The organism is Phyllobacterium sp. YR620 (assembly GCF_900104165.1).
GTDB classification, from domain to species: Bacteria; Pseudomonadota; Alphaproteobacteria; order Rhizobiales; family Rhizobiaceae; genus Phyllobacterium; species Phyllobacterium pellucidum.
In genome coordinates, this window is sequence record NZ_FNJP01000002.1 from 774,783 (window position 1) to 799,575 (window position 24,793).

The following is a 24,793-nucleotide window of genomic DNA, read 5'->3' on the forward strand; positions in this document are numbered from 1 at the left end:
GATTTTTGTCTTCAGTTCATGGGGCCGTCGCCGCCGAGGGTCTCCATGGTGGGTTCCACGGGCTTGACGCCGGTTGCGCGGTTGATGAGGACCGTGATCACCCACAGGGCAACACCGACACCGATGAGAATGCCGGCGATCTTGTATTGAACCGGATCGCGCCCGGTCCATGGGCCGGCGAAGAAAGCGCATGAGATGGCGCCGACGACGGGCAGGAAGGTCGGCGTGCGGAAATGATCGTGGTCCACCGTCTCGCGCCGCAGGATGAGCACCGCGATATTGACGATGGTGAAGACGAAGAGGAGGAGCAGCGCCGTCGTCCCGCCGAGCGCCGGCACCTCGCCGACAAACATGATCAGCCCGAATGCGAGAAGCGTCGTGAAGGCGATGGCAAGATAGGGCGTGCGGCGCGCCGGATGCACCTTGCCGAAGAGCGGCGGCAAGACATGCTCCCGGCTCATGCCATAAACGAGGCGGCTAGCCATGAGCATGTTGATGAGCGCGCTGTTGGCAACGGCAAACATGGTGATGAAGCCGAATATCCAAAGCGGGAAATTCGGTGCGCCCGCCTGCACCACTTTGAGGAGCGGTGTCTCGCCTTCGCCAAGTTCTGCCGGCGGGACGAGGGTGATCGCCGATATCGAGACGAGAACGTAGATGATGCCGGTGATGAACAGACCGGCAAGCAGCACCTTCGGGAATATCCGGGTCGGATTCTTGCATTCCTCGGCCATGTTGACGGAATCCTCGAACCCGACCATGGCGAAAAAGGCAAGTGTGGTCGCTGCCATAACCGACCAGAACACGCTTGAATCAGGTGCTGTGGCAAATTGCGTGATGCGCGAGACATCGCCTTGGCCTGCGGTAATCGCCATCAGGCCGATGAAGATAATGATCAGGAGACCGGTGAGTTCTACGACGGTCAGTACGACATTGGCCTTCACACTCTCGCCGACACCGCGGAAGTTGACTGCGGCGACGACGGCCATGAAAGCGAGGGCGACGAGCGAAATGCCGATCCCACTTTCGAGATTGAGCTGGAATGCGCCGGAGAGATTGGCGGCGAAGGCGCGTGAGGCTGTCGATGCCGAGGTGATACCCGAGCACATGACGGTGAATGCGACGATGAAGGTGATAAAATGAATGCCGAAGGCCTTATGCGTATAGAGCGCAGCCCCCGCCGCCTTCGGAAACTTCGTGACGAGTTCAAGGTAGCTCAGCGCCGTCACGACAGCGACGATGAAGGCAATAAGAAAAGGCAGCCAAACGACACCGCCGACCTGCTTCGCGACCTGCCCCGTGAGCGCATATATGCCGGTGCCGAGAATATCGCCGACGATGAAGAGAAGCAGCAGCCAGGGTCCCATGACCCGGTGTAGACTTGGCTCGACCGGAGTGGCCGATGCGGTTCCTACACCTGTTGTTACGTCGGTCATCGGGCAGTCCTCCCTTTGAAGTCGGCTGGGGTGTTGCGAAAAAGCTATTGGCGAATCAAGTCCTTGTCAAATTCGCCGAGTCCCATATTTGCCGCGCGACAAAAGAAAAACGGCCCCGCGCTTGGCGAGGCCGTTTTTTAAATCCCGTTGGATGGGAAATATTATATGCCGAGGTTGGCGAAGCGGTTCTTGAACTTCGAAACGCGGCCGCCACGGTCGGTCAGCTGCTGCGAACCGCCGGTCCATGCCGGATGCGTGGTGGGGTCGATGTCGAGGTTCATCGTGTCGCCTTCCTTGCCCCAAGTGGAGCGCGTCAGGTACTCGGTGCCGTCGGTCATGACGACCTTGATCGTGTGATAGTCGGGATGAATCTTGGCTTTCATCTTTCTTGTCCTAAACTAGAGGGCGCAAAACTGGAGCCACGAGCGATGTGGCAAGCCGGTCCGGAGCCGATTGGTAGAGATGAAGCCAAACGTCACAGGGCCGTGGGCTTCCAAAACTGTTGGCGAGCCTATACATCAGCCTTTAAGCAATAACAAGGCCGTCTGGCGGCAAAGTCGCATAGCCGATACGAGGAACAAGCAAGTATGGCCGATCTGGCTCTCGAAGAAGCGGAAAGAAAGCGGCGCTCGTTGAAGCCGCTACGCCGGGTCTTCCCATATATGGCCCGCTACAAGGGCATGATTGCCGGTGCGCTGGTTTCGCTTGTCATCGCTGCCGTAACCACGCTGACGCTGCCGCTCGCCGTACGCCGCATGATCGACCATGGTTTTTCCGACGTGAATGGCGCCTTCATCAATACGTATTTCAGCATGCTGGTCGTGCTCGCCGCGCTCCTCGCCGTTGCCTCCGCGGGACGCTACTACTTCGTCATCACCCTCGGCGAGCGCATCGTTTCCGATCTTCGCCACGACGTCTTCGCGCATCTGACCCGCCTTTCGCCCGCGTTTTTCGACAGCACGCAATCGGGCGAGATCGTCTCGCGCCTGACCGCGGATACGACGATGATCAAGTCCGCCGTGGGTGCGACGGCTTCCGTTGCCTTGCGCAACGTGATCCTTGCCTTCGGCGCCATCGTAATGATGGTCATTACCAGCCCGAAGCTTTCGGGCCTCGTGATTGCGGCAATTCCCCTGATCATCATCCCGCTCGTTGCCTTTGGTCGCTCGGTACGCCGGCGATCGCGGGCCGCGCAAGACCGGCTGGCGAATGCCACGGCCTATGCAAGTGAATCGATTATTTCCGTGCGCACGCTGCAGGCCTTCACCAATGAAAAGCTAGCGACGCGCCGCTTTGCGAAATCGGTGGAAGATGCCTTCGATGCGGCCCGCGCCTCGGTCATGGCGCGGGCGATACTTACGGCCTTTGCAATTTTCATGATCTTCTCGAGCGTGGTCGCAGTCCTCTGGTTCGGGTCGCGCGACGTTCTTTCCGGCGCGATGACACCGGGCACGCTCGGCCAATTCCTGCTCTATGCGGTGTTTGCGGCGGGCGCACTCGGTGCTCTATCGGAAGTGTGGGGGGAATTGTCGCAGGCGTCGGGAGCGGCGGAGCGGCTGATGGAGATCCTGGCCGAAGAGCCGGCAATTGCGGCTCCGAAGAATCCCATGCCTTTGCCGCAGCCGCCCGTTGGCAGCGTCGTCTTCGACAAGGTCCATTTCAACTATCCAAGCCGCCCGGCGGCGCCCGCATTGAAGGGTCTCAGCTTCGCCATCACGCCCGGGGAAACCGTCGCCATCGTCGGCGCTTCAGGCGCGGGCAAGAGCACGGTGTTTTCACTGCTGCTCCGCTACTACGATCCGGTCTCCGGGAACATCACCATCGACGGCGTCGATCTGCGTCAGGCCGATCCGCTCGATCTGCGTTCGCACATTGCCATCGTGCCGCAGGACACGACAATTTTCGCCACGAGCGTGCGCGAGAATATCGGCTTTGGCCGGCCAGGCGCCAGTGCCGCGGAGATCGAGAACGCCGCGAGATCGGCGCTCGCCCATGACTTCATCCTGGCGCTCGATCATGGTTACGACACGCAAGTCGGCGAACGCGGCGTGACGCTTTCGGGCGGCCAGCGTCAGCGTATCGCCATCGCCCGCGCCATCCTGCGCGATGCGCCGATCCTGTTGCTTGACGAAGCGACCTCGGCGCTTGATGCCGAAAGCGAAATGCTGGTGCAGAAGGCGCTCGACCATTTGATGGAAGGCCGCACGACGCTGGTCATCGCGCACCGCCTCGCCACGGTCCTCAAGGCTGACCGGATTCTCGTCATGGAGAAGGGCAGGATCGTCGAGGAAGGCACGCACCAGACGCTGGTCAAGCAGAACGGCCTCTATGCCGGCCTCGCCAAGTTGCAGTTCGAGGCCGGGTCCGACGCCTTCAAGGGCGCCGCCGAATAGCTTTCAGGGCATGTCCTGCTTGAATAGCAGGGCATGCTCTAGCTGGCTTAACGCTCGGTGAGCTTCAGTTCGATACGCCGGTTGCGTGCACGGACTTCCGTGGAATCGCCGGGTTCAAGCGGCTGGAATTCGCCAAAGCCCGCCGCGACGAGCCGGTTTGCCGGGACGCCGTTGGCAATCAAGTACTTGACGACCGAAATGGCGCGAGCGGAGGAAAGCTCCCAATTGTCCTTGAACTGGCCGCTCCCCGACAGCGCAATGTTGTCGGTATGGCCATCGACGCGCAGAACCCAGTTGATATCGTCGGGAATTTCCTTCTGAAGCTCGATCAAGGCGACGGCAAGCTTCTTCATCTCTTCCGATCCGGCAGGATTGAGGACGGCCGACCCGAGCGGAAACAGGACTTCCGACTGGAAGACAAAGCGGTCGCCGACGATGCGGATGTTTTCGCGGTCGGAAAGGATCTCCCGCAGCCGGCCAAAGAAATCAGAGCGATAGCGATTGAGCTCCTGGACACGCTGGGCGAGGGCGACGTTGAGGCGTTTGCCGAGATCGGCAATCTTGGCATTCGATTCCCTGTCGCGGGACTCCGACGCATTGAGGGCGTCTTCGAGCGCAGCGATCTGCTTGCGCAGGGCGGATATCTGCTGATTGAGAATCTCCACCTGCGAGAGCGCACGCGCGCTGATCTGCTTTTCGTTTTCAAGCCCCGTGGATAGCTCGTTGATCTTGCCTTCGGCCGCAGCGCCGGCGCCGGCGCCCTGCGACAGCAGTGCCTGCAGGCGCGACTGCTCGCTCTGGGCATTGGTCAGGGAAGCCTGCAAGTTTGCAATCGTATCTTCAAGGTCCTGCTTGTTGCCCTGTTCCAGCGAAAGAAGCTGCGTCAACTCGTTGATCTGCGCGTTGAGGCGATTGAGAACAGCATCCTTGCCGGTGATTTCCTGGCTGAGCAGAAACTGAGCCAGGACGAACACCGACAGGAGGAACATGATCGACAGGAGCAGCGTCGACAGGGCATCGACGAAGCCCGGCCAGTAGTCGATGTGGCGGATGGCCTTGCGATTACGACCGAGTCCCATACTCAGTTGGCCTTGTCGCGGGCAATGGCATCGCCAAGCTTCGCCAGCGTCTGGCGGATGGATTTCTGTTCGTCAGCCTGCTTCTCCACCCAGTCGCGCATCATCTGCTGTTCGGAGCGCATGTTCTTGACGAGCCCCTGAATTCCTTCGGCAAGGCTCGCCAGCGCCGCCGTGGTGCGCTGGCTCGATCCGCCGCTCTCCTGGATGTTCTGGAGGCGCTCAGCCAGGGCGCGCAGTTCGTCGCTCGTACCGGTGCTGGCGGCGTCGAGCGCATGCAGATCCGAGCCGAGGTCGGTGACGCTGGAAAGCCAGTTTTCAAGCTCTGTGTAGAAACGGTTTTGCGCCCGCCCGGCCTGCAGGTCGAGAAAGCCGAGGATCAACGATCCGGATAGACCGAAGAGAGAGGACGAAAAAGCCGTGCCCATGCCGCGCAACGGGGATTGTAGCCCGGCTTTCAGCGAGTCGAGAACGCTGTTTGCGTCGCCAGCGCGCGGATCCAGCGACTGAATGGTCTGGCCGATGGAGCCAATCGTTTCGAGCAGGCCCCAGAACGTGCCAAGCAGGCCGAGGAAGACGAGCAGGCCGATCAGATAGCGGGAAATATCGCGGGTTTCATCGAGGCGCGCTGCGATGGAATCCAGCATCGACCGCATGGCGCTGGTCGACAAAGCCATGGACTGGCGCCGGCCGATGAGGGCGCGCATCGGTGCGAGCATGACGGGATGCGCATTTGGATCGCTGTTGCCGCGGCGGAAGGAGTTGACCCAACGCACTTCCGGGAAGAGCCGAATGACCTGGCCGAAGGCCAGAAGAATACCGATGGCAAGCACGCCGATGATCAGGCTGTTGAGGCCCGGGTTCGTGACGTAGAACACCGAGATCTGCCGAAACAGGATGGCGGCAAGAAATGCTACGATCGCCAGAAATATTGCCATGGACAAGAGGACGAACCGCGGGCTTGAAAGCCGGTAGGGATCGTATTCTTCGCCATCCCGACCCTGGCGGGTCGAACTGAAATCTGCCATCGCATCGTCTCCGCGTCGCATAAACCGAATTTGCCGCGACCCTAACCGAAATCGAGGTGAAAATGGAAGGTGCAATGAGGTAACGCTTGAATTTGTTATTGCTGCATCTATTCAAGGTTGGTGAGCAGACAGTGGAAATAGAGTATTTCTTCAAATGTACCGAAGATCGACGATGTTCCCTGTTCGGTACGCCCGGCAAGTTCAACAGGTCGGAGCTAATCCCGAGCACGCAACAGGCATGGCCCAAGCAAAGCAAGGCTTTTTCACTGTTCGATGTGGTTACGACACCCGACAAGGAAAAAGCGTCGACTACCGGACGGTAGCCACCTCACGCCACAACGCACCTACTTCAGCCTCTGGGGCGCATTCTTAAACTGCCGGTGTCAGATCGGCTTTTTTAGTGCCTTGACGAGCGCCTTTTGAATGGCTTCGTTGCCGGCGACAATCGAACTGCTCTCCACTACATCCTGTCCGCCGTCAAAGTCGGTGACGAAACCGCCGGCCTCGCGAACAAGGATGATGCCGGCGCCGATGTCCCACGGGGAAAGGCCGCTTTCCCAGAAACCATCAAGGCGGCCGGCGGCCACATAGGCGAGATCGAGGGCAGCGGCGCCCATGCGACGCACGCCGGAAACCTCGCCCATGATGTTGCGCAATTCGACAAGGTAATTGCCATGGTGGCCGCGGCCGAGGTGCGGAACGCCTGTGCCGATGACGGAATCGACCAGTTTGTTGCGGCCGGCAACGCGCAGGCGGCGATCATTCAAGAATGCCCCGCCACCACGCTCGGCGGTATAGAGCTCGTCCATGGCCGGGTTGAAAATCACGCCGGCAACGATCTGTCCCTGGCGTTCGAGAGCGATGGAAACGCCAAAAATTGGAATGCCATGCAGGAAGTTGGTGGTGCCGTCGAGCGGATCGACCAGCCAGCGGTGCTGGCCGTCGCTGCCTTCGACCGCGCCGGATTCTTCCATCAGGAAGCTGTAGTCGGGACGGGCGCGGCGGAGTTCCGCGTAGACGATCTCTTCGGCGCGCTTGTCGGCCTGGCTCACATAGTCGCCCGGACCCTTGAGCGACACCTGCAAGTTCTGCACTTCGCCAAAATCGCGCGCCAGCGAGCGGCCCGCCTTCATGGCGGCCTGAACCATTACATTGAGTATCGCTGAACGCGCCATTCGGGGTATGTCTCCGTAAGATCAAAGAGGGGGAAGCCAGCGGAGCCGGCTCCCCGGAGCCGGCTTAGTCCGCGCGGCGGATATAGGTGATTTCGTTGGTGTCGACGACGATGCGCTCGCCCGACGAAATAAAGGGGGGAACGAGAACGCGAATGCCATTTTCGAGCAGCGCCGGCTTGTAGGAGGATGCCGCCGTCTGGCCCTTCACGACCGGGTCGGCTTCGGTGATCGCCAGCGTGACCTGATCCGGGAGCGAGATACCGATTGGCTTTTCGTCATAGAGTTCGACCGTAACCATCATGCCGTCCTGCAGGAATGCGGCGCGATCGCCAACGAAGTCCTTCTGCAATTCGAGCTGTTCGTAGCTGTCGGTGTCCATGAAAATCAGAGCTTCGCCCTGTTCGTAGAGGAACGAGAAATCCTTCTGCTCAAGGCGGACCTTCTCAACCGTCTCGGCGGCACGGAAGCGCTCATTCAGCTTGGTGCCGTTAATGAGGTTCTTGAGCTCGACCTGATTGTAGGCGCCGCCCTTGCCAGGCTTCACGGCATTCGTCTTGACTGCGACCCAAAGGCCGCCGTCGTGCTCGATCACGTTGCCTGGACGGATTTCATTCCCGTTGATTTTCATTTGTCTATCCGGATTGTTGTTGGAACTTGGCGCCGATTTCGCCGGCTAGGCCAAATATTGGCGCCTCCAAGACCACAATTTCACACAATAGGCAAGAGAGAGGGCGCAAACTGCTTGAGGATGCGCCCTGTTCTTATGGGCGTAAGCTCAAGCGGCCAGCGCGGTTTCGGCCAGCGAAACCCAATAGCTGATGCCATAGGGGATCGCGTCGTCGTTGAAATCGTAGGCTGAATTGTGAAGGGCAGGCGTGTCGCCATTGCCGATGAAGACGAAGGCGCCCGGACGGCTTTCCAGCATGTAGGAAAAATCCTCCGCGCCCATGACCGGCGGCATATCGCTGCTTACGGCGGTTGCGCCGACGATGGACTGGGCAATGCCAACTGCAAAGTCGGTCTCGCGATCATGGTTGTAGGTGACCGGATATCCTTCATGGTAGACGACGTCCGCCTTGCCGCCGAACACGGATGCGGTGGCTTGTGCAATCTCCGTCACGCGCTTCTTCGCCAGTTCCCTGATCTCCGGCACGAGCGTGCGCACCGTGCCGCCAAGCTTCACGCGGTCGGGGATGACGTTGGATGCATCGCCGCCGTTGAGTTGCGTCACGGATACGACCAGCGCCTTCAATGGATCGGTCTCTCGTGACACGATGGACTGCAGCGCAATAATGATGTGGGCGGCGATCAGCACCGGGTCGATCGCCGAGTGCGGTTTGGCAGCATGGCCGCTACGCCCCGTCACCGTGATCTCGAATTCGTTCGTCGCGGCCATGATCGAGCCCTTTCGGGTGGCAAATTCACCAAGGGGCAGCCCGGGGGCGTTGTGCATGCCGTAGACCTCGCGAATGGCGAAGCGATCCATCATGCCGTCGTCGATCATTGCACGGGCACCGGCGCCACCCTCTTCGGCCGGCTGGAAGATGACGGCGATCGAACCCTTGAAATTGCGTGTATCGGCAAGGTGCTGCGCTGCACCGAGCAACATTGCAGTGTGACCGTCATGACCGCAGGCATGCATCTTTCCGGGTGTTTTTGATGCCCATGGTTTGCCGCTCTCCTCGGCAATCGGCAGGGCATCCATGTCAGCGCGGAACCCGAGAACCGGACCATCGCCATGGCGTCCGCGGATGATGCCGACAACCCCGGTCTGGCCTATCCCCGTCTCAACCGTATCACAGCCGAACGCTCGCAGTTTCTCGGCGACAAATCGCGACGTCTCATGCACGTCGTAGAGGATTTCCGGGTTTTCATGCAGATGACGGCGCCACTCGGCGACGTGTTGTTGCATTTCATGAGCACGGTTAATCAGTGGCATTTCGAATTCCCATCGCTTGGTTATGCGGATGGAGCGAAGCTACGACCGGGATGTACGATCCGTCAACGCAATGAATTCGACCAGTTCCATGTGAACAGGCAAGGCTCTAGCGGAATTGCAGCTTGTTGGCTTCCGCGATGGCCTGGCTTTTCTGATCGTCGTCGAGACCGTCCATGAAGGATTCAAGATCGGGATCGTTGAGGCCAGCGCGCTTGGCGGCGATGTACCACGCGGCAGCTTTGATAAAATCGCCCTCGACGCCGATGCCGTCGCGGTAGAGCTTTGCAAGCCGCGCCTGGGCGGCGACATTGCCGCTCGTTGCTGCCCGCAACATCCAGCCGAAGCCAGCCTTGTATTCGTGCGGACCACCGAGCCCGGCGACCAGCCAACTGCCGAGGTCAAGTTGTGCCGTATCGTAACCCTTGACCGCGGCCTTGATGAGATATTCCCGCGCCTTCGCCATGTCGCGCGGAATCGTCGGCGTTCCGTTGGCCAGCACCTGGCTTACCGCATATTCGCCATCGGCAAGACCCTTGTCTGCGGCTTTCAGAAACCAGGGATAAGCGTTTTCAATGCCGGCAGAGCCCGGGCGCTCCTGCATGAGGATCTGGCCGTAATTGAACTCAGCTGCGGCATTACCCTTGTCTGCCGCCGCCTTGGTCAGTTCCTTGGCCTTTTTCGGATCCTTTGGGGCATATCGTCCCTGGAGCAGAATGGCTGCATAGCGGAATTGGGCTTCGGGTACGCCCTGCTCGGCGGCCTTGCCATACCATTTGGCGGATTCTGCCATGTTGACCGGCGTTCCAAGACCACGCGCCAATATTTCCGCAAGCAGCACCTGCGCAGCGCTGTCACCGGCTTCGGCGCGGGGCAGCGCAAGGTTGTAGGCAGTCTTGTAGAGGCCGCGCTGGTAAGCGCCAAAGGCGTCGTCGGCCGGCGCCTGACCGAATCGGGTCGGATTGATAGGCTCGGCCGAATTGTTGTCGCCGGCCGATTTTGGCCTGTCCTGCTTGGTGGATGTGACGGGTGCGCCAAGTTCCTGTTGCAAAGGCGCTGGCTTGGGATCTTCAAGGGCAGGTTTAACCGCTTCGGCCGGGGGCGGTGCAGTCGGCACGGGCTGCGCCGTCTGGGCCGGGGCGCCAGTAACGATGCCTGAAAAGGCAAGCACTGCGCCCGTGCGGATAAGGTTTAGCGACCTTGCTCCCATAAATCTCATTCCTCGAATCTCGGCGCGTGCTGGTCGAGGAGCCTGTTGGCTTCCCGGATTGCCGATTCCGGGTTGTTTCCTTCAAATATGGCGGCACCAAGGGCAATGAATTCCGCGCCGGTGGAAACGGCGTCGACGATGCTTTCGAGATTGTTGCCCGCCTGGATGATGCAGGGGATCTCGATCATCCCCGCCCACCAGTCGGCAAGCTCGATATTGCGCGGATGCGCCTCGGGCTTGGTATCCGCGCCAATCTTGCCGAAGAGTACATAATCCGGCTGGGCCTCGCCCATCTCAAGCGCCGTGTGGCGGTTCTTGACGTTGCCGGTGCCAACGATGAGCTTTGGAGAGAAGCGCGACACGGCATCGGCAATGGCGGTGGCTGGGCCTTCGATATGCAGGCCGTCAGCCTTCACGCGTCCCGCAACCTGCGTGTTCCCGACGATGATGGCGGCGGCGCCCGCGTTCTGGATCACCGGCACCGCGGCTTCGGCAAGCATCTGGAATTGGGCTTCGTCGACATCATAGGGCGGAAGAAGGACCGAGGCCACATCGCCGCCCGATAAAGCTGATGCGAGAATCCTCACAAGTTCTTCGGCGCTGGCCGCTGGCGGAGCGATCAGAACGATTCGGCAGCGTTCGGGCGTTGTTTTGGTGTTCATGGCTGCAACCTGTTTCGTTCTCGAATGCATTGGGCGCACCCATAAAGCGAGTGCTCGTGATCAAATTGGGGCATAAAGGAAGGCAGTCGGTTTGAACAGTCCTACCGGCCTTCATGGGCATGTTGCCATAGGCGGGTTAAGCGCCGGTGTATCGAAATCGGGGCACAATTCCAAAAATCGTTTCTCAACCGCGACGTGCGGGGTTACACAGATTTACGCCCATCCGCCGGATTTCCTGACATGCCCGACCTCTTGATGAACCCATGGTTCTATGCTGCCGCCGTTCCGGCAACGATCCTGATCGGCTTGTCGAAGGGCGGTCTTGGTGGGGCGATGGGGCAGGTCGGCGTGCCGCTGATGGCTCTGGTGATGCCGCCGGTGCAGGCGGCAGCGATCATGTTGCCGATCCTCATCGTCATGGATGTCGCAAGCCTCTGGTCATGGCGCGGCTACCGCGACAACCAGACGCTGAAGCTCATGCTGCCGGGCGCATTTCTCGGCATTGGCATCGGTTGGCTCACCGCGTCCATCGTCACGGACGACATGGTCAAGCTCATTGTCGGGGCCATCGCCATCATCTTTTTCGCCCGCTACATGCTTACCAGTGCGGCAAAGCGAGCGACGGCGCAGCCCCACAATGCGGCGAGTGCGACGCTGTGGTCGACGCTCGCCGGCTTCACAAGTTTCGTCGCTCATGCGGGCGGTCCGCCCTATCAGGTCTATGCACTGCCGCTGCGCCAGGATCCCAAAGTTTATAATGGAACGAGCGTCATTTTCTTTGCGGTCGTCAACGCCGTGAAGGTCATTCCCTATTTCGCGCTCGGGCAGTTCGACACCGCAAATCTCAGGGCTTCGGCAGTGCTTTTGCCGCTGGCGCCGCTTGCAACCTTCGCTGGCGCCTGGATCGTGAAGCGCATGCGGCCGGAGATTTTCTACCCCTTCATGTACATCATGATTTTGCTGATGGGACTGAAGCTGACCTATGACGGCGTGGTCAGTTTGTTATAATTTTCAACGAAAGTTGATCAGCCGAAACGCAACTTTTGTCCTATGTCAACATTAATCACCACATTCATACGCCTCACTCGCGCCGATCGGCGGCGTGTAAAATTCAACCTTGCATATCGGAATACGGGAAGGCCATGACACAGATTCAGCTGAAACAGCGGGATACCCGTATCGATGTTTTCAGAGCGCTTGCCCTGTTGACGATTTTCATCAATCACGTGCCAGGCACGGTCTATGAGAATCTCACGCACAAGAACTTTGGCTTCTCCGATTCCGCCGAGGCTTTCGTCCTGATCTCGGGTATTGCCGTCGGCCTTGCTTATGGCTCGAAGTTCGAACCCGGCAACCGTTTCCTGATGACACTGAAGGCGTGGCGGCGGGCAGCAACCCTTTATAGCACCCATATTCTGACGACGATCGCGACGCTCGCGATTTTCTGCGCGGCGGGCATTTACCTGCAGCGTCCGGAATTCATGTCGTTCATCAATATCGGTCCCCTGATGGATCAGCCGGCAAAGGCGCTGATCGGGCTTGCCACGATGGGCCATCAGCTTGGCTACAACAATATTCTATCCATGTATGGCGTGTTGCTTTTGATGCTGCCGCTGTTCCTGGTGATTGCGCAATATAGCCTTGCCCTCCTTGTCGGCGCCTCCGGCTTGCTGTGGCTGGTGTCCGGCGTTTACCAGATCGCGCCGCCCAATTATCCGACCGACGGCGTCTGGTTCCTTAACCCTCTGTCATGGCAGTTCCTGTTCGTAGTGGGGATGGCTGGCATCATGCATGTTCGCCGCGGCGGCACGATCGCCTTCAACAAATACCTGTTCGGCCTGTCAGTGGCATATATTCTGGTCGCGCTCTTCTGGGTGCGGTGGCCGCTCTGGGGCATCGACACGTCGCTGGGCCTGCCGATGGTCGTCACCGGTTTCGACAAGACCTTCCTGTCGCTGACACGCCTCGCGCATGTTCTGGCGCTCGCCTATGTCATCGTCTCGGTACCGGCGATCTCGAACCTCGCGCGCACATCCGCCGATCATCCGCTCGCCATTCTCGGCAAGCATTCGCTGCCGGTCTTCGTAGCGGGCACAATCCTCGCGATGGTGGCTCAGGTCGTAAAGGTCATGAATCCTGGCGGTCTTCTCGACGATACACTGCTGATCGCAAGCGGCATCATGGCTCAGTTCGCGCTTGCCTATTACCTTGAGTGGCTGCCGCGGCTCGGCTGGGGTGGGCGTCCCGTCCAGAAGGCGGAAAAGACCAAGCCCGTCGTGGCCGGCAAGTCCATGCCGGCCGGGGCCATGAAGCCGGCAACGGCGCGTTCTGCCTGAGTTTGAGCAATGGGTCTTCGGGGCAGGCCCGAAGACCGGACTTGAGCCGAAGTCCATCGGTCCTTTCTCCGCCAATCAAATCGCTGTAGCTTGAACTTGGGAGCTATCGCGTTGGGAGGCGTGTATGGGCGGAATCTTCGATCGTGATCTTGAGCGCAACGCGGCCAACTATCAGCCGCTGACGCCGCTTTCCTTTCTCGAAAGGGCGGCGCGCGTCTATCCCGACCGGCCGGCAATCATTCACGGGGCCCAGCGCATCGATTACGGTACGTTCTATCGGCGCACGCGCCAGCTCGCATCGGCGCTGTCGCGGCTTGGTATTGGCAAAGGCGATACCGTGAGCGTCATGCTTTCCAATACGCCCCCGATGCTTGAAGCCCATTTCGGCGTTCCGATGACGCAGGCCGTGCTGCACTCGCTCAACACGCGGCTCGATGCAGCGGTGATCGCGTTCCAGCTCGAACATGCGGAAACCGAGGTCGCCATCGTCGATAGCGAATTTGCCGATGTCTTTCGCGAGGCGCTCAAGCTTGCCAGGGTCAAGCCGATCGTGATCGATTTCGTCGATGCCGAATACCCGGCCGATGCACCTTATCCCCAAGGCGAGCCATTGGGCGGGATGGACTATGGTGCCTTTGTCGATTCCGGCGATCCTGAATTCGCATGGTCGAAGCCCGATGACGAGTGGGATGCCATCACGCTCAACTACACGTCCGGCACGACGGGAAATCCGAAAGGCGTGGTTTATCACCATCGTGGTGCGGCGCTGATGGGCTATGGCAATATCATCGCTTCGGGAATGGGACGTTATCCGGTCTATCTGTGGACCTTGCCTATGTTCCACTGCAACGGCTGGTGCTTCCCTTGGACGCTGGCGCTGCAGTTCGGCACGCATATCTGTCTGCGCTGGGTGCGCGCCAGGCAGATCTATGATGCCATCGCAGACTACGGCGTGACCCATCTTTGCGGGGCGCCCATCGTCATGTCGACGCTGATCAACGCGAAGGACCAGGACAAGCGGTCATTCCCACAGACGGTCACCTTCAACACTGCGGCTGCGCCGCCGCCCGAGTCGATCCTGGCGGGCATGGCGGAAGCCGGCTTTGCCGTCACCCATCTCTATGGGCTGACCGAGACTTACGGTCCGGCCGTTGTCAATGAGTGGCAGGACGAGTGGGATGCGCTCGATGTTTCTCTGCGTACCGCCAAGAAGGCGCGGCAGGGCGTCCGCTACGCGGCGCTGGAAGATTTGGCGGTGCTCGATCCGGAAACGCTGCAGCCGGTGCCGCCTGACGGCGAGACCCTCGGCGAAGTCATGTTTCGCGGCAACATCGTCATGAAAGGCTATCTAAAGAACCGGGCGGCAAGCGACGAGGCTTTCGCGGGCGGCTGGTTCCATTCCGGCGACCTCGGCGTGATGCATGCGGACGGCTATATCCAGCTGAAGGATCGCTCCAAGGACATCATTATTTCAGGCGGCGAGAATATCTCCTCGATCGAAGTCGAGGATGCACTCTACAAGTTCCCGGCCGTCGGCGCCTGCGCGGTGGTCGCACGGCCCGATGACAAATGGGGCGAAACCCCACTCGCCTTCGTTGAACTGAGACCAGGCCATGCGGCGAGCGAGGCCGAGATCATTGCCCATTGCCGCACGTTGCTGGCGAAGTTCAAATGCCCGCGCAATGTGCTGTTCGAGCCGATTCCGAAGACCTCGACGGGCAAGATCCAGAAGTTCGAGCTGCGCAAGCGGGCAAGGGCGCTTTAGGAAGAATCCTCGGAACAAGAGAACGAGGATGCGGGGGAGTGGGCTAACTTCAAATTGAAGCCCTGTCGGTGACAGAGGTGCCGAGCGATCAACGATGAGCGTGGCAGACGTTCTGCTACCGTCATCCACGTACAACACCCTCGCCGCCGTCGTCTTGAGGCGCCGATTCACCACGGCAAGCCCATGAACGCACCGCGTGGACAGAGCAGTCCCAACTTTATTGTCGGCGTTAAGGAATCGTTAAGCATTACAATCTATAAATTGAACATCCAGTTTTCTGGATTCTTACCAAGTGGTTTGGCCACTTTGTTTGACGCCTCCCTGTTAGACTCCTGAGAGCCGCCATGTTTCGCGGCTCTTTTTTTATGTTCATATCTTCAGACTGGCCCTGCCGTTAACCCTTTATTAAGGATAAACTTGCGCTGATGTGAGTATGCAGGCAGGTTGCTGGGGAATACTGTCCGCCGACCGTTGTGGTGTATCGCTTGCTGTTTCAGTAAGGGTGCACGGCTTTGGCAAGATTCGGTTCGCGACAGCGCATTGGTAACAGGGCATATGATGGCTGAACAGGAATTCCACGTGGACAACACGATACGACTTGCGGAGCGCATGGTTCGGTCGGAAAGCTTCAATCATCTCTATGATGAAGGCATGAGTCTTGTGGAAGAAGCCGCTTCCTATCTCGATGGGGAAGGGCGCGCGGCTGCCCGCAGACTCACCCGTGTCGCCGCCACGCTCTATGCCGCGGAATCGATGCGGCTGACGACTCGGCTGATGCAGGTCGCGTCCTGGCTCCTCTTGCAGCGCGCTTCGCGCAGTGGCGAGATGACGCCCGACCAGGTGCTCTCGGAGAAGGCCAAGGTGCGCCTTGATACCGATTCGGCCCCCGAAAGCGTCGCGGGCTGGGATGAAATCCCGCTTTCCTATTGCGATATCGTGCATCGCTCGCTCCGGCTGCAGGCACGCGTCCGGCAGATGGATGACGAGATCTACAATGAGAACGTCGAGGAGCGCCCGCTTTTCTCGACTAATCCGGTCTCGGACCAGATCACGCTGCTTGCCACCGCCTTCGGCAATCGTTGAGCGTTCGCTTTCGGCAATCATAAACGGTTTCGTTTCGCTTTTGTTCACCTTTCTACTGTCAACATGCCCGGCAGAAAGGTAAGGTTCCCGACATGAAGGAAGCGATTCGAATCATCGGTATTGATCCCGGTCTCAGGCGAACCGGTTGGGGCATGATCGAAACGCTGGGCAATTCCCTGCGCTTCGTCGCTTCCGGCACGATCCTTTCCGATGCAAAGCTCGATCTTGCCTCGCGTCTATGCCAGTTGCACGATGGTCTTGCGGCGGTCATTCACCAGATGGTGCCGCACGAATCGGCTGTCGAGCACACATTCGTCAACAAGGATGCGACGGCGACCCTGAAGCTTGGGCAAGCGCGGGGTATTGCGCTGCTGGTGCCGGCACTCGCAGGTTTGCAGGTCGCCGAATATGCCCCGAACGCCGTCAAGAAGGCGGTAATCGGCGTTGGTCACGGCGAAAAGCAGCAAATTCACATGATGGTAAAGGTTTTGATGCCGAAGGCGACGTTCGATACGGACGATGCTGCCGACGCGCTCGCTGTCGCCATCTGCCACGCACATCACCGGCAAAGCGCGATCGGGCGCATAGCCATCGAACAGAAACTGGCGGCTCTCGGATGATCGGCAAGCTCAAGGGTACGGTAGACGAAATCGGCGAAGATTATGTGATCATCGATGTGCATGGGGTAGGCTACGTGGCTTACTGCTCGGCGCGGACGCTTTCGAATCTTCCCGGAGTTGGCGAGGCGGTAACGCTCTTCATTGAAACCTATGTCCGCGAAGACATGATCAGGCTGTTCGGCTTTACCTCGCCGCTCGAACAGGAATGGTTTCGCCTGCTCCAGAGTGTGCAGGGCATTGGCGCCAAGGTGGCGCTCAGCGTACTTGGCGTGTTGACGCCGTCTGACCTCGCCAATGCGATCGCCCTGCGCGACATTGCCATGGTCAGCCGGGCCCCGGGCGTCGGCAAGCGCGTGGCCGAGCGCATTGTCACCGAACTCAAGAACAAGGCGCCGGCCTTTGCCGGCGAGGCCAGCGGCACGATCGGCCTCAAGCAGGAGATCGGCGAGGGCGTCGCGCCGCGCCCGGTCGCCGACGCGGTTTCGGCCCTCACCAATCTCGGCTATTCCCGCGACCAGGCCGCCAATGCGGTAGCCGCGGCGATGAAGGAGGCAGGCGAGGGCGCCGATTCGACCAAGCTCATCCGGCTCGGCCTCAAGGAGCTGTCGCGCTAATGCCATTGTCTGACGAAGCGGGTTATGCGAGGACAGGCGCATGAGCGATGCTGGCCGTCTGATTTCACCCGACAAGCGCGGCGAGGACCTTGATACCTCGCTGCGACCGCAGACGCTTGCCGATTTCGTCGGGCAGGCTGCGGCGCGCGCCAATCTCAAGGTTTTCATCGAGGCGGCGAAATCGCGGGGCGAGGCGCTGGATCATGTGCTCTTCGTCGGGCCGCCGGGCCTTGGCAAGACCACGCTGGCGCAGATCATGGCGAAGGAACTCGGCGTCAACTTTCGCTCGACTTCCGGCCCGGTCATCGCCAAGGCTGGGGATCTTGCCGCGCTGCTCACCAATCTCGAAGAAAATGACGTCCTGTTCATCGACGAAATCCATCGGCTCAACCCGGCGGTCGAGGAAATTCTCTATCCGGCCATGGAAGACTATCAGCTCGACCTGATCATCGGCGAGGGACCGGCAGCCCGTTCCGTCAAGATCGATCTTGCCAAGTTTACACTTGTGGCTGCAACGACCCGGCTAGGCCTGTTGACCACGCCGTTGCGCGACCGTTTCGGCATTCCCATCCGATTGAACTTCTACACGGTCGAGGAGCTCGAACATATCGTGCGGCGCGGGGCCCGGATCATGGGCATTGGCATGACCGATGACGGTGCGCTCGAAGTCGCACGCCGTGCACGAGGCACCCCGCGTATTGCCGGCCGCCTGCTGCGGCGCGTGCGCGATTTCGCCATTGTCGATGGCAAGGACCGGATCGATCGCGAAACGGCCGACTCGGCGCTGCTAAGGCTCGAGGTGGATTCTCTCGGTCTCGATCAGCTCGACAGGCGCTACCTATCTATGATTGCACATAATTTCGGCGGCGGGCCGGTCGGAATCGAAACGATCGCCGCCGGGCTTTCCGAACCGCGCGACGCGATCGAGGATATTATCGAGCCTTACCTGATCCAGCAGGGCTTTATACAGCGCACGCCGCGCGGCCGCGTATTGACTGCCAATGCCTGGAAACATCTCGGGCTCAATGCGCCGGCAGAAGTCACGCAGCAACAGATCAACCTCTTCCAGGAAGACGAATGAAGCTTATTCAGCTTTCAGCGCTTGGAGGATAACCGGATCGAAAACCCGCTTGTCGTCGGCAAGGGTGATGCCGAAGGCGCCGCCCCACGACCAGACGGACCAGGGAAAGCCATGCTTGTTTGCGGCCGCAACCACGTCTTTCATGTAAGCGGCGCGCCACTCGGCCGGCATGAGGAAATACTTGCCATATTCCTGACGGATCATTCCGAACTCGCCAAGGTATATCCGTTCCGGGGCAATATTATACTGACGGCTCCATGCATCCGCTTGGTCGAACGGCTCGTTCAGTCTCGCCAGCGCCTTGGCATCATCGGCAATCCCATCGGCCATTTCGTTGAGATTGTTCAGAAGGGCCTTGCGCTTGTCCTCTGGCGCCTGCTTCTCGATGCGATGGCGGGCTTCTTCGAGAACCTCGTGAAACCCCTCTTGCCCGAGCCTGTCAGGCGGATAGGGCAGGCCCTCGACATAGGCCATGGCATCGCCCGTCCATCCTGCGCCCTGATGGGTAAGGATATAGGGCTCATACGAGTGGAAGGTCCAGATCACATTGTCATCCGCGACGGTCGTCGGATTTATCTGGATCAGACCGTAGGCGCTCGCCCAGCATCCGCCAGAGAGAACCAGCGTGTGATTGGGTAATGCGTTTCGCGCCGCGGCATGCAATTGCACCAGCAAGGCGGACCATTTTGGGTAGACTGCCAAATCGCAATCCACCACCGGCTCGTTGAACGGTTCAAAGGCAGTGAGCGCGGGATCGGTGATGGAAAGGGCGCGGCCGAGGCGCCCTACCAGGTCGAGATAACGGGCAAACAGGGCCGGATCCGACGAAATCTGGTTGGTGCCGATTTTCCGCTTGTCGCTCGGGATCGTATGCATGTCGACGACCACCTTGAGACCGGCCTTATGCAACAAGTCGATGGATCGGAGCATTGCGGCAAGCAGCTTCCTGACGCGCTCCTCCGAGGCATCCTGCAAGAAGATGGCAGGATCGACAGGCATGCGAACGAAATCGAAGCCCGCCTTGCGGATAGCCTGCAGGTCTTGCAGGCCAGTATTGCGCCGCCACTCCGGAAAGTTGGTGAGGATTTCTTCATCGTCCCAACGTTCGGGAAGCGGCCAGGTGACCCATGGATCGAGATTGACCCCGCGCTGCATCGTGAAGGCGGTGGCCGATGCCGTTGCGACAGTGACAAGCAGGCATGCAAATGCGAAAAGCACGTGAAACAATCGAAACGCCAATTCCTTCACGTCCTCCATCCGGGTCTGGACAAAATGCCCGCCTACCCGGCAAAAGAAAAGAACCATGAGCGAAAACAATATTCTTTCCTTAACGGGCGGTCTCGCCGGAGAATTGACCGATATCGGGCACCGGCTGCTTGCCCGCGTCTATTATGCGGACACCGATTTTTCCGGCGTCGTCTACCATGCCCGCTACCTCGAATTTCTTGAACGCGGGCGCACCGACTATCTGCGGCTTATCGGCGTGCACCACTCGGAACTGGCCGACGGCAAGCTCGGTGAAAGCATCGTCTGGGTGGTGCGGCGCATGGAGATCGACTTTCGCTCAGCGGCGCGTATCGACGATGTCCTGACGGTGGAGACCCATACGGCGGAGATATCGGGTGCGCGCGTGCGCATGGCGCAATCGATCAAACGCGGTGACGAACTCTTGATCGCGGCAAAGGTCGAAGCCGCCCTTGTCAATGGCGCCGGGAGACCGCGAAGGTTTCCCGCAGAATGGATCAAGCTTTTCAAGCCGCAATCTTAGCCTCGATAATTTAAAATCACGCACCGGGCTGAATCATAACTGATCCTTAACCATAACAAACCATGAATAAGGTCATCAAACGGGGCGTTTTGCGTTAACGCCTTCGTTTTACCAAAATTAACCGTGAGAAGCCGCGGTGTGGTTACTGGAAAAATCCGGTCTCACTAGCGTGGCTCATCTGGAGTGAGAGACGATTGCGCCCCGGTCAACATGCCGGGTTTTCGGATTCGAGGGTTGTGGTTATGGAAAATTTAGCGGTTGCCGTTCAAGCATCAGATACTTCGCTTTGGGGACTGTTCTGGCAAGCCGGATTTATCGTCAAGCTTGTGATGATCGGGCTTCTCGGTGCGTCCATCTGGACATGGGCGATCATCATCGACAAAGCGCTCGGATTCGGACGCGCCAAGCGCGCCTTCGACCGTTTCGAACAGGTCTTCTGGTCGGGACAGTCGCTCGAAGAGCTCTATCGTAACCTTGGCGACAAGCGCACCACCGGCATGGGCTCGATCTTCATTGCCGCCATGCGTGAATGGAAGAAGTCATTCGAAAAGGGCGCCCGCTCGCCTATCGCGCTGCAGATGCGAATCGACAAGGCGATGGACGTGGCGCTGGCGCGCGAAAGCGACTATCTCGCCGCCCGCCTGACATTTCTTGCGACGATCGGTTCCGCCGGCCCCTTCATCGGCCTCTTCGGCACCGTCATCGGCATCATGACCTCGTTCATGGCGATTGCCGGTTCCAAGTCCACCAGCCTTGCCGTTGTGGCGCCAGGTATCGCCGAAGCGCTGCTGGCAACGGCTATCGGCCTTGTCGCCGCTATTCCAGCCGTTATCGCCTACAACAAATTGTCGAGCGACGCCGGCAAGCTTACCGCACGCATGGAAGGCTTTGCGGACGAGTTTTCCGCCATACTCTCGCGGCAAATCGATGAGAAGCTGCCGCGGACCTGAATGACCGCCTGCGTAACCGATACTTAAAATTGCGAGATTGATGCCATGGGCATGTCAATGGGAAACAATGGGTCGTCAGGCGGACGCCGACGCCGCGGTCGGGCCAGCAAGGCGCTGATGAGTGAAATCAACGTCACGCCGCTGGTCGACGTAATGCTGGTTCTCCTGATCATCTTCATGGTCGCCGCGCCGCTGATGACGGTCGGCGTGCCGATCGACCTGCCGGACACCGCCGCCAAGGCGCTGGATACCGATACCAAACCGATCACGATCTCGGTCAACCAGCAGGGACAGATCTTTATCGAGGACACGGAAATTCCGATCGAGGAAATTGTCCCGAAACTGCAGGCAATCGCCAAGACCGGCTATAACGAGCGCATTTTCGTTCGCGGTGACAAGACAGCCGATTATGGCGCGGTCATGAAGGTCATGGCGCGCATTTCATCGGCCGGATTCAAGAATATTGGTCTGGTCAGTCTTCAGGAGCAGGATAGCTAAGCGAAATGAAGGGCAGTGTCGTATCCTCTGCTGTTATTCATGCCGCCATCCTTGGCTGGGGGCTGCTGACGTTCTCCGCGCCCGCCCCGATGGTCGCGGACGTCGAGTCCATGCCTATCGATATCGTTCCCGTCGAATCCATCACCCAGCTGCAGCAGGGCGACAAGAAGGCGCCGAAGGCCGAAAAGCCCGCGCCGAAGCCCGCCGAGAAGCCGCAGACCCAGCTCGACGCCCAGAATACTGGCGACAGCGACGTCGACACCAAGACCAAGGAGACGCTGGAAGTAAAACCCAAGCCGGTGGAATCCGCACAAGCGCCGAAGCCATCGGAAGCGCCCGTTCCAAAGCCGGAACCGCAGCCCGAGCCGAAACCGGAGGTCAAGCCCGAACCGAAGCCTGAACCCGTGCCCGCCACGGAAGTGAAGCCGGAGCCTGCGCCCAAGCAGGAAGTCAAACCTGACCCCGTGGCCGCGGCGATTACTGAAGCAAAGCCCGATCCCGTACCGCAGGAAGAGACCTTCAAGCTTCCCGAAAATGTCGCCAAGCCGGAAGCAAAGCCTACCCAGCCGGCGCAGACGGCAAAGACTCCGGAGCGCAAGGAACCTGAGAAGCCGAAGCAGACGCAGACGGCGGCCAAACCCTCCAAGGAGAAGGGCATAGCCGACGAGGTTGCGGAATTGCTCAACAACCAGAAGCCATCCGCAGGCGGTGCCAAGCGCTCCACGGACCGGGCTTCTCTTGGCGCCGACAAGGCGACGGGCGGCTCGAAGCTCAGCCAGAGCGAAATGGATGCATTGCGCAGCGCCATCGAGGGCAACTGGAACAAGCCGGTGGGTGCCGAGGAATATCCGGATATGAAGATCATCGTCTCGTTCAAGCTTACGCCGAGTGGCGAGATCGAAGGTTCGCCGGTCGTGAGCGGCAGTGGCGGTGAACCCGGTCTCCTGAACGCGATCAAGAGCAGTGCATTGCGCGCGGTCATGCGCTCGGTGCCGTTCAATCTGCCGCAAGACAAATATGATACCTGGAAAGATGTTGAACTGACTTTCTATCCAGGAACGACCTGATGATGACAATTGGCCAGCCAAAAGAGGGCCCTGAACTTATGCTTAGAACGACCCGGACAATTCTTTCCGCTTTCGCGATGATTATCGCATTGTTGGCTGTTGCGACGCTCCCGGCGCGCGCGCAGCTCAAACTCGATATCACCAAGGGCGTGGTTGAACCCATGCCCATCGCGATTACAGATTTTCTCTCCGGTGATCAGCTTGGGACCAATATTTCCGGCGTGATTGCTGCGGACCTTGAGCGGTCCGGCCTCTTCGCGCCGATCGAGAAGGGTGCATTCATCGAAAAGATCTCGAACCCCGATGCTGCGCCGCGCTTTGAAGACTGGAAGGTGATCAATGCCCAGGCGCTTGTCACCGGCCGCGTCACCAAGCAGGGCGACGGCAGGCTGAAGGCAGAGTTCCGCCTGTGGGACACCTTCGCCGGTAAGCAGTTGATCGGACAGCAGTTCTTCACCTCGCCGGAAAGCTGGCGCCGGGTCGCCCACATTATCGCCGACGCGATCTACAAGGAACTGACGGGCGAGGACGGCTATTTCGATACCCGCGTCGTCTATGTCGACGAGTCCGGCACCAAGGAAAAACGCGTCAAGCGTCTCGCCATCATGGACCAGGACGGTGCCAACACGCGCTATCTCACCAACGGCAAGGACCTCGTCCTGACACCGCGCTTCTCGCCGAGCCGGCAGGAAATCACCTATATGTCGTTCGAAGGCGGCAAGCCGCAGATTTACCTCTTGCAACTCGAGACCGGCCAGCGTGAACTCGTCGGCAACTTCCCCGGCATGACCATCGCACCGCGCTTTTCACCCGACGGGCAGAAGGTCGTCATGAGCCTGCTCCAGGAAGACGGCAGCGCCAACATTTACACCATGGACCTGCGCAGCCGCACGACGACGCGCCTGACCAGCACCTCCGCGATCGATACCGGCGCATCCTATTCGCCGGATGGCACGCAGGTCGTCTTCGAATCCGATCGTGGCGGCCGACCGCAAATCTACAAGATGGGCGCGGATGGTTCGAACCCGCAGCGCATTTCCTTCGGCGACGGTTCCTATTCGACCCCGGTCTGGTCACCGCGCGGCGACCTGATCGCTTTCACGAAGCAGGCGGGCGGCGAATTCTCGATCGGCGTCATGAAGACCGACGGCTCGGGCGAGCGCATCCTTTCGAGCGGCTACCACGATGAGGGCCCGACCTGGGCGCCTAATGGCCGCGTGCTGATGTTCTTCCGCCAGCCGCCCGGCTCGAACAGCCCGCATCTGATGACGGTCGATCTGACTGGCCGCAATATTCGCCAGATCCAGACCCCGAACCTCTCGTCGGACCCGGCCTGGTCTCCGCTTCTCGAATAGTGGCTGCCAGCCATCAGGAGCTCTTCTCTGCATTCGCGGCGATGTCCCCCGACATTCGCCGCGAATGTCGTTTTTCCGCCGCATTGTTTGCCTTAGAGGTACGGAAATACGCATTCGATTCGCCGTTAATCCTGGTTTTAAGAGGGGATTAACCCTGTTTCTTGAACTCGCCTTAACCTCAATATGGTTACTGGTTGTTCACCGAAACAATTTAGTTCTTAAGGAGTCCAGGCCATGCGCCGGTTCGAAATGATCGCACGCAGTCCACTTGTCGTTGCACTGTTCATGTCTCTCGCCATCGCGGGTTGCGCCTCGAAGAAAAACATGCCCAACAGCGCCGGCGACCTTGGCCTTGCTGGCAGCGCGACACCGGGCTCGACGCAAGACTTCACCGTCAATGTCGGCGATCGCATCTTCTTCGATGTCGACTCCTCGGTTATCCGTGCCGATGCACAGCAGACCCTGTCCAAGCAGGCACAGTGGCTGAAGCGTTACCCGAACTATGCGATCACCGTCGAAGGCCATGCCGACGAGCGCGGCACACGCGAATACAACCTTGCTCTCGGTCAGCGCCGTGCTGCTGCGACACGCAACTATCTGGCATCTCAGGGTGTTCCAGCTGGCCGCATCAAGACCATCTCCTATGGGAACGAGCGTCCGGTTGCCGTTTGCGACAGCGAATCGTGCTGGTCGCAGAATCGCCGCGCCATCACCGTTCTCGGCGGCGCTGGCAGCTAAGC

Annotated in this window: 24 protein-coding genes; 14 read left to right on the plus strand and 10 right to left on the minus strand. The window is 59.5% G+C overall.

Features of this window, described 5'->3' with window-relative positions:
• Window positions 1–11: 11 nt before the first annotated feature.
• Together BLR72_RS10600 and rpmE are read right to left on the minus strand one after the other, a co-directional pair.
• Entirely contained in the window at window positions 12–1,436 is a 1,425-nt protein-coding gene (locus BLR72_RS10600; protein ID WP_027231245.1) for an APC family permease, read from the minus strand.
• Window positions 1,437–1,597: 161 nt separating this feature from the next.
• Entirely contained in the window at window positions 1,598–1,819 is a 222-nt protein-coding gene (gene rpmE / locus BLR72_RS10605; RefSeq protein ID WP_027231246.1) for a 50S ribosomal protein L31, read from the minus strand.
• A gap of 204 nt (window positions 1,820–2,023) precedes the next feature.
• On the opposite strand from rpmE, the gene BLR72_RS10610 reads away from it, so the two are divergent.
• Window positions 2,024–3,829 carry an ABC transporter transmembrane domain-containing protein gene (locus BLR72_RS10610; RefSeq protein WP_091948091.1) on the plus strand — a complete coding sequence of 602 codons (1,806 nt, stop codon included), beginning with the start codon at window positions 2,024–2,026 and terminating at the stop codon, window positions 3,827–3,829.
• Between the two features lie 47 nt (window positions 3,830–3,876).
• Here the strand turns inward: BLR72_RS10610 and BLR72_RS10615 are convergent, their stop codons facing one another.
• The 7 genes from BLR72_RS10615 to BLR72_RS10650 form a co-directional block, all read right to left on the minus strand.
• Window positions 3,877–4,908, minus strand: coding sequence for a peptidoglycan -binding protein (locus BLR72_RS10615; protein ID WP_027231248.1), 1,032 nt, complete (start codon window positions 4,906–4,908; stop codon window positions 3,877–3,879).
• A gap of 2 nt (window positions 4,909–4,910) precedes the next feature.
• Window positions 4,911–5,933: a MotA/TolQ/ExbB proton channel family protein gene (locus BLR72_RS10620; RefSeq protein ID WP_027231249.1), complete on the minus strand. Its 1,023-nt coding sequence runs from the start codon at window positions 5,931–5,933 to the stop codon at window positions 4,911–4,913.
• A 383-nt stretch (window positions 5,934–6,316) separates the two neighbouring features.
• Entirely contained in the window at window positions 6,317–7,108 is a 792-nt protein-coding gene (locus BLR72_RS10630) for an inositol monophosphatase family protein (protein WP_027231250.1), read from the minus strand.
• 64 nt (window positions 7,109–7,172) lie between these two features.
• A complete protein-coding gene (gene efp / locus BLR72_RS10635; protein ID WP_027231251.1) occupies window positions 7,173–7,736 on the minus strand; it encodes an elongation factor P in 564 nt (187 codons plus the stop codon).
• Window positions 7,737–7,883: 147 nt separating this feature from the next.
• Window positions 7,884–9,047 (minus strand): M20 aminoacylase family protein, encoded by a 1,164-nt coding sequence (locus BLR72_RS10640; RefSeq protein WP_091948099.1) that lies wholly within the window; start codon window positions 9,045–9,047, stop codon window positions 7,884–7,886.
• A gap of 106 nt (window positions 9,048–9,153) precedes the next feature.
• Window positions 9,154–10,254 carry a tetratricopeptide repeat protein gene (locus tag BLR72_RS10645; RefSeq protein WP_081815815.1) on the minus strand — a complete coding sequence of 367 codons (1,101 nt, stop codon included), beginning with the start codon at window positions 10,252–10,254 and terminating at the stop codon, window positions 9,154–9,156.
• Between the two features lie 5 nt (window positions 10,255–10,259).
• Window positions 10,260–10,916, minus strand: a complete 657-nt coding sequence (locus BLR72_RS10650; protein WP_091948102.1) for a thiamine phosphate synthase — start codon at window positions 10,914–10,916, stop codon at window positions 10,260–10,262.
• A gap of 240 nt (window positions 10,917–11,156) precedes the next feature.
• Here BLR72_RS10650 and BLR72_RS10655 point away from each other — a divergent pair, with 240 nt between their 5' ends.
• From BLR72_RS10655 to ruvB, 7 genes are all read left to right on the plus strand, one after another.
• Window positions 11,157–11,924 carry a sulfite exporter TauE/SafE family protein gene (locus BLR72_RS10655; RefSeq protein ID WP_091948105.1) on the plus strand — a complete coding sequence of 256 codons (768 nt, stop codon included), beginning with the start codon at window positions 11,157–11,159 and terminating at the stop codon, window positions 11,922–11,924.
• A 134-nt stretch (window positions 11,925–12,058) separates the two neighbouring features.
• Complete coding sequence (opgC, locus tag BLR72_RS10660; protein ID WP_091948108.1) at window positions 12,059–13,252, plus strand: OpgC family protein; 1,194 nt, start codon at window positions 12,059–12,061, stop codon at window positions 13,250–13,252.
• A 124-nt stretch (window positions 13,253–13,376) separates the two neighbouring features.
• The gene (locus BLR72_RS10665) at window positions 13,377–15,017 is read left to right on the plus strand and encodes an acyl-CoA synthetase (RefSeq protein ID WP_091948111.1); all 1,641 of its coding nucleotides are present in this window, start codon (window positions 13,377–13,379) and stop codon (window positions 15,015–15,017) included.
• 555 nt (window positions 15,018–15,572) lie between these two features.
• Window positions 15,573–16,100 (plus strand): protease adaptor protein RcdA, encoded by a 528-nt coding sequence (locus tag BLR72_RS10670; RefSeq protein ID WP_091921142.1) that lies wholly within the window; start codon window positions 15,573–15,575, stop codon window positions 16,098–16,100.
• Between the two features lie 92 nt (window positions 16,101–16,192).
• Entirely contained in the window at window positions 16,193–16,720 is a 528-nt protein-coding gene (gene ruvC / locus BLR72_RS10675; RefSeq protein ID WP_027231258.1) for a crossover junction endodeoxyribonuclease RuvC, read from the plus strand.
• The gene (ruvA, locus tag BLR72_RS10680; RefSeq protein WP_091948114.1) at window positions 16,717–17,334 is read left to right on the plus strand and encodes a Holliday junction branch migration protein RuvA; all 618 of its coding nucleotides are present in this window, start codon (window positions 16,717–16,719) and stop codon (window positions 17,332–17,334) included. The genes ruvC and ruvA overlap by 4 nt, the downstream gene beginning before the upstream one ends.
• 40 nt (window positions 17,335–17,374) lie before the next feature.
• Window positions 17,375–18,415 carry a Holliday junction branch migration DNA helicase RuvB gene (gene ruvB / locus BLR72_RS10685; RefSeq protein WP_091948117.1) on the plus strand — a complete coding sequence of 347 codons (1,041 nt, stop codon included), beginning with the start codon at window positions 17,375–17,377 and terminating at the stop codon, window positions 18,413–18,415.
• 3 nt (window positions 18,416–18,418) lie between these two features.
• Here the strand turns inward: ruvB and BLR72_RS10690 are convergent, their stop codons facing one another.
• Window positions 18,419–19,732 (minus strand): glycoside hydrolase family 5 protein, encoded by a 1,314-nt coding sequence (locus BLR72_RS10690; RefSeq protein ID WP_139202514.1) that lies wholly within the window; start codon window positions 19,730–19,732, stop codon window positions 18,419–18,421.
• On the opposite strand from BLR72_RS10690, the gene ybgC reads away from it, so the two are divergent.
• From ybgC to pal, 6 genes are all read left to right on the plus strand, one after another.
• Window positions 19,719–20,183 (plus strand): tol-pal system-associated acyl-CoA thioesterase, encoded by a 465-nt coding sequence (gene ybgC, locus BLR72_RS10695; RefSeq protein WP_091948124.1) that lies wholly within the window; start codon window positions 19,719–19,721, stop codon window positions 20,181–20,183. The genes BLR72_RS10690 and ybgC overlap by 14 nt on opposite strands.
• A gap of 242 nt (window positions 20,184–20,425) precedes the next feature.
• Window positions 20,426–21,133 (plus strand): protein TolQ, encoded by a 708-nt coding sequence (gene tolQ / locus BLR72_RS10700; protein ID WP_027231263.1) that lies wholly within the window; start codon window positions 20,426–20,428, stop codon window positions 21,131–21,133.
• A 45-nt stretch (window positions 21,134–21,178) separates the two neighbouring features.
• A complete protein-coding gene (gene tolR, locus BLR72_RS10705) occupies window positions 21,179–21,631 on the plus strand; it encodes a protein TolR (protein WP_027231264.1) in 453 nt (150 codons plus the stop codon).
• A 5-nt stretch (window positions 21,632–21,636) separates the two neighbouring features.
• Entirely contained in the window at window positions 21,637–22,698 is a 1,062-nt protein-coding gene (locus BLR72_RS10710; protein ID WP_091921149.1) for a cell envelope integrity TolA family protein, read from the plus strand.
• 38 nt (window positions 22,699–22,736) lie between these two features.
• Complete coding sequence (gene tolB, locus BLR72_RS10715) at window positions 22,737–24,053, plus strand: Tol-Pal system beta propeller repeat protein TolB (protein ID WP_027231266.1); 1,317 nt, start codon at window positions 22,737–22,739, stop codon at window positions 24,051–24,053.
• 234 nt (window positions 24,054–24,287) lie between these two features.
• On the plus strand, window positions 24,288–24,791 hold the full coding sequence (gene pal / locus BLR72_RS10720; RefSeq protein WP_091948127.1) for a peptidoglycan-associated lipoprotein Pal: 504 nt from the start codon (window positions 24,288–24,290) through the stop codon (window positions 24,789–24,791).
• Window positions 24,792–24,793 lie beyond the last annotated feature (2 nt).

Bases quoted from the DNA above. Each gene is read 5' to 3' on its own strand.
- ybgC (WP_091948124.1), top strand. From the start codon at position 19,719: ATGAGCGAAAACAATATTCTTTCCTTAACGGGCGGTCTCGCCGGAGAA.
- BLR72_RS10710 (WP_091921149.1), top strand. From the start codon at position 21,637: ATGAAGGGCAGTGTCGTATCCTCTGCTGTTATTCATGCCGCCATCCTT.
- ruvA (WP_091948114.1), top strand. From the start codon at position 16,717: ATGATCGGCAAGCTCAAGGGTACGGTAGACGAAATCGGCGAAGATTAT.
- rpmE (WP_027231246.1), bottom strand. From the start codon at position 1,819: ATGAAAGCCAAGATTCATCCCGACTATCACACGATCAAGGTCGTCATG.
- ruvB (WP_091948117.1), top strand. From the start codon at position 17,375: ATGAGCGATGCTGGCCGTCTGATTTCACCCGACAAGCGCGGCGAGGAC.
- BLR72_RS10640 (WP_091948099.1), bottom strand. From the start codon at position 9,047: ATGCCACTGATTAACCGTGCTCATGAAATGCAACAACACGTCGCCGAG.
- ruvC (WP_027231258.1), top strand. From the start codon at position 16,193: ATGAAGGAAGCGATTCGAATCATCGGTATTGATCCCGGTCTCAGGCGA.
- BLR72_RS10615 (WP_027231248.1), bottom strand. From the start codon at position 4,908: ATGGGACTCGGTCGTAATCGCAAGGCCATCCGCCACATCGACTACTGG.
- BLR72_RS10670 (WP_091921142.1), top strand. From the start codon at position 15,573: ATGATGGCTGAACAGGAATTCCACGTGGACAACACGATACGACTTGCG.
- BLR72_RS10620 (WP_027231249.1), bottom strand. From the start codon at position 5,933: ATGGCAGATTTCAGTTCGACCCGCCAGGGTCGGGATGGCGAAGAATAC.
- opgC (WP_091948108.1), top strand. From the start codon at position 12,059: ATGACACAGATTCAGCTGAAACAGCGGGATACCCGTATCGATGTTTTC.
- BLR72_RS10630 (WP_027231250.1), bottom strand. From the start codon at position 7,108: ATGGCGCGTTCAGCGATACTCAATGTAATGGTTCAGGCCGCCATGAAG.
- tolB (WP_027231266.1), top strand. From the start codon at position 22,737: ATGCTTAGAACGACCCGGACAATTCTTTCCGCTTTCGCGATGATTATC.
- tolQ (WP_027231263.1), top strand. From the start codon at position 20,426: ATGGAAAATTTAGCGGTTGCCGTTCAAGCATCAGATACTTCGCTTTGG.
- BLR72_RS10610 (WP_091948091.1), top strand. From the start codon at position 2,024: ATGGCCGATCTGGCTCTCGAAGAAGCGGAAAGAAAGCGGCGCTCGTTG.
- tolR (WP_027231264.1), top strand. From the start codon at position 21,179: ATGGGCATGTCAATGGGAAACAATGGGTCGTCAGGCGGACGCCGACGC.
- pal (WP_091948127.1), top strand. From the start codon at position 24,288: ATGCGCCGGTTCGAAATGATCGCACGCAGTCCACTTGTCGTTGCACTG.
- BLR72_RS10650 (WP_091948102.1), bottom strand. From the start codon at position 10,916: ATGAACACCAAAACAACGCCCGAACGCTGCCGAATCGTTCTGATCGCT.
- BLR72_RS10655 (WP_091948105.1), top strand. From the start codon at position 11,157: ATGCCCGACCTCTTGATGAACCCATGGTTCTATGCTGCCGCCGTTCCG.
- BLR72_RS10645 (WP_081815815.1), bottom strand. From the start codon at position 10,254: ATGGGAGCAAGGTCGCTAAACCTTATCCGCACGGGCGCAGTGCTTGCC.
- efp (WP_027231251.1), bottom strand. From the start codon at position 7,736: ATGAAAATCAACGGGAATGAAATCCGTCCAGGCAACGTGATCGAGCAC.
- BLR72_RS10600 (WP_027231245.1), bottom strand. From the start codon at position 1,436: ATGACCGACGTAACAACAGGTGTAGGAACCGCATCGGCCACTCCGGTC.
- BLR72_RS10665 (WP_091948111.1), top strand. From the start codon at position 13,377: ATGGGCGGAATCTTCGATCGTGATCTTGAGCGCAACGCGGCCAACTAT.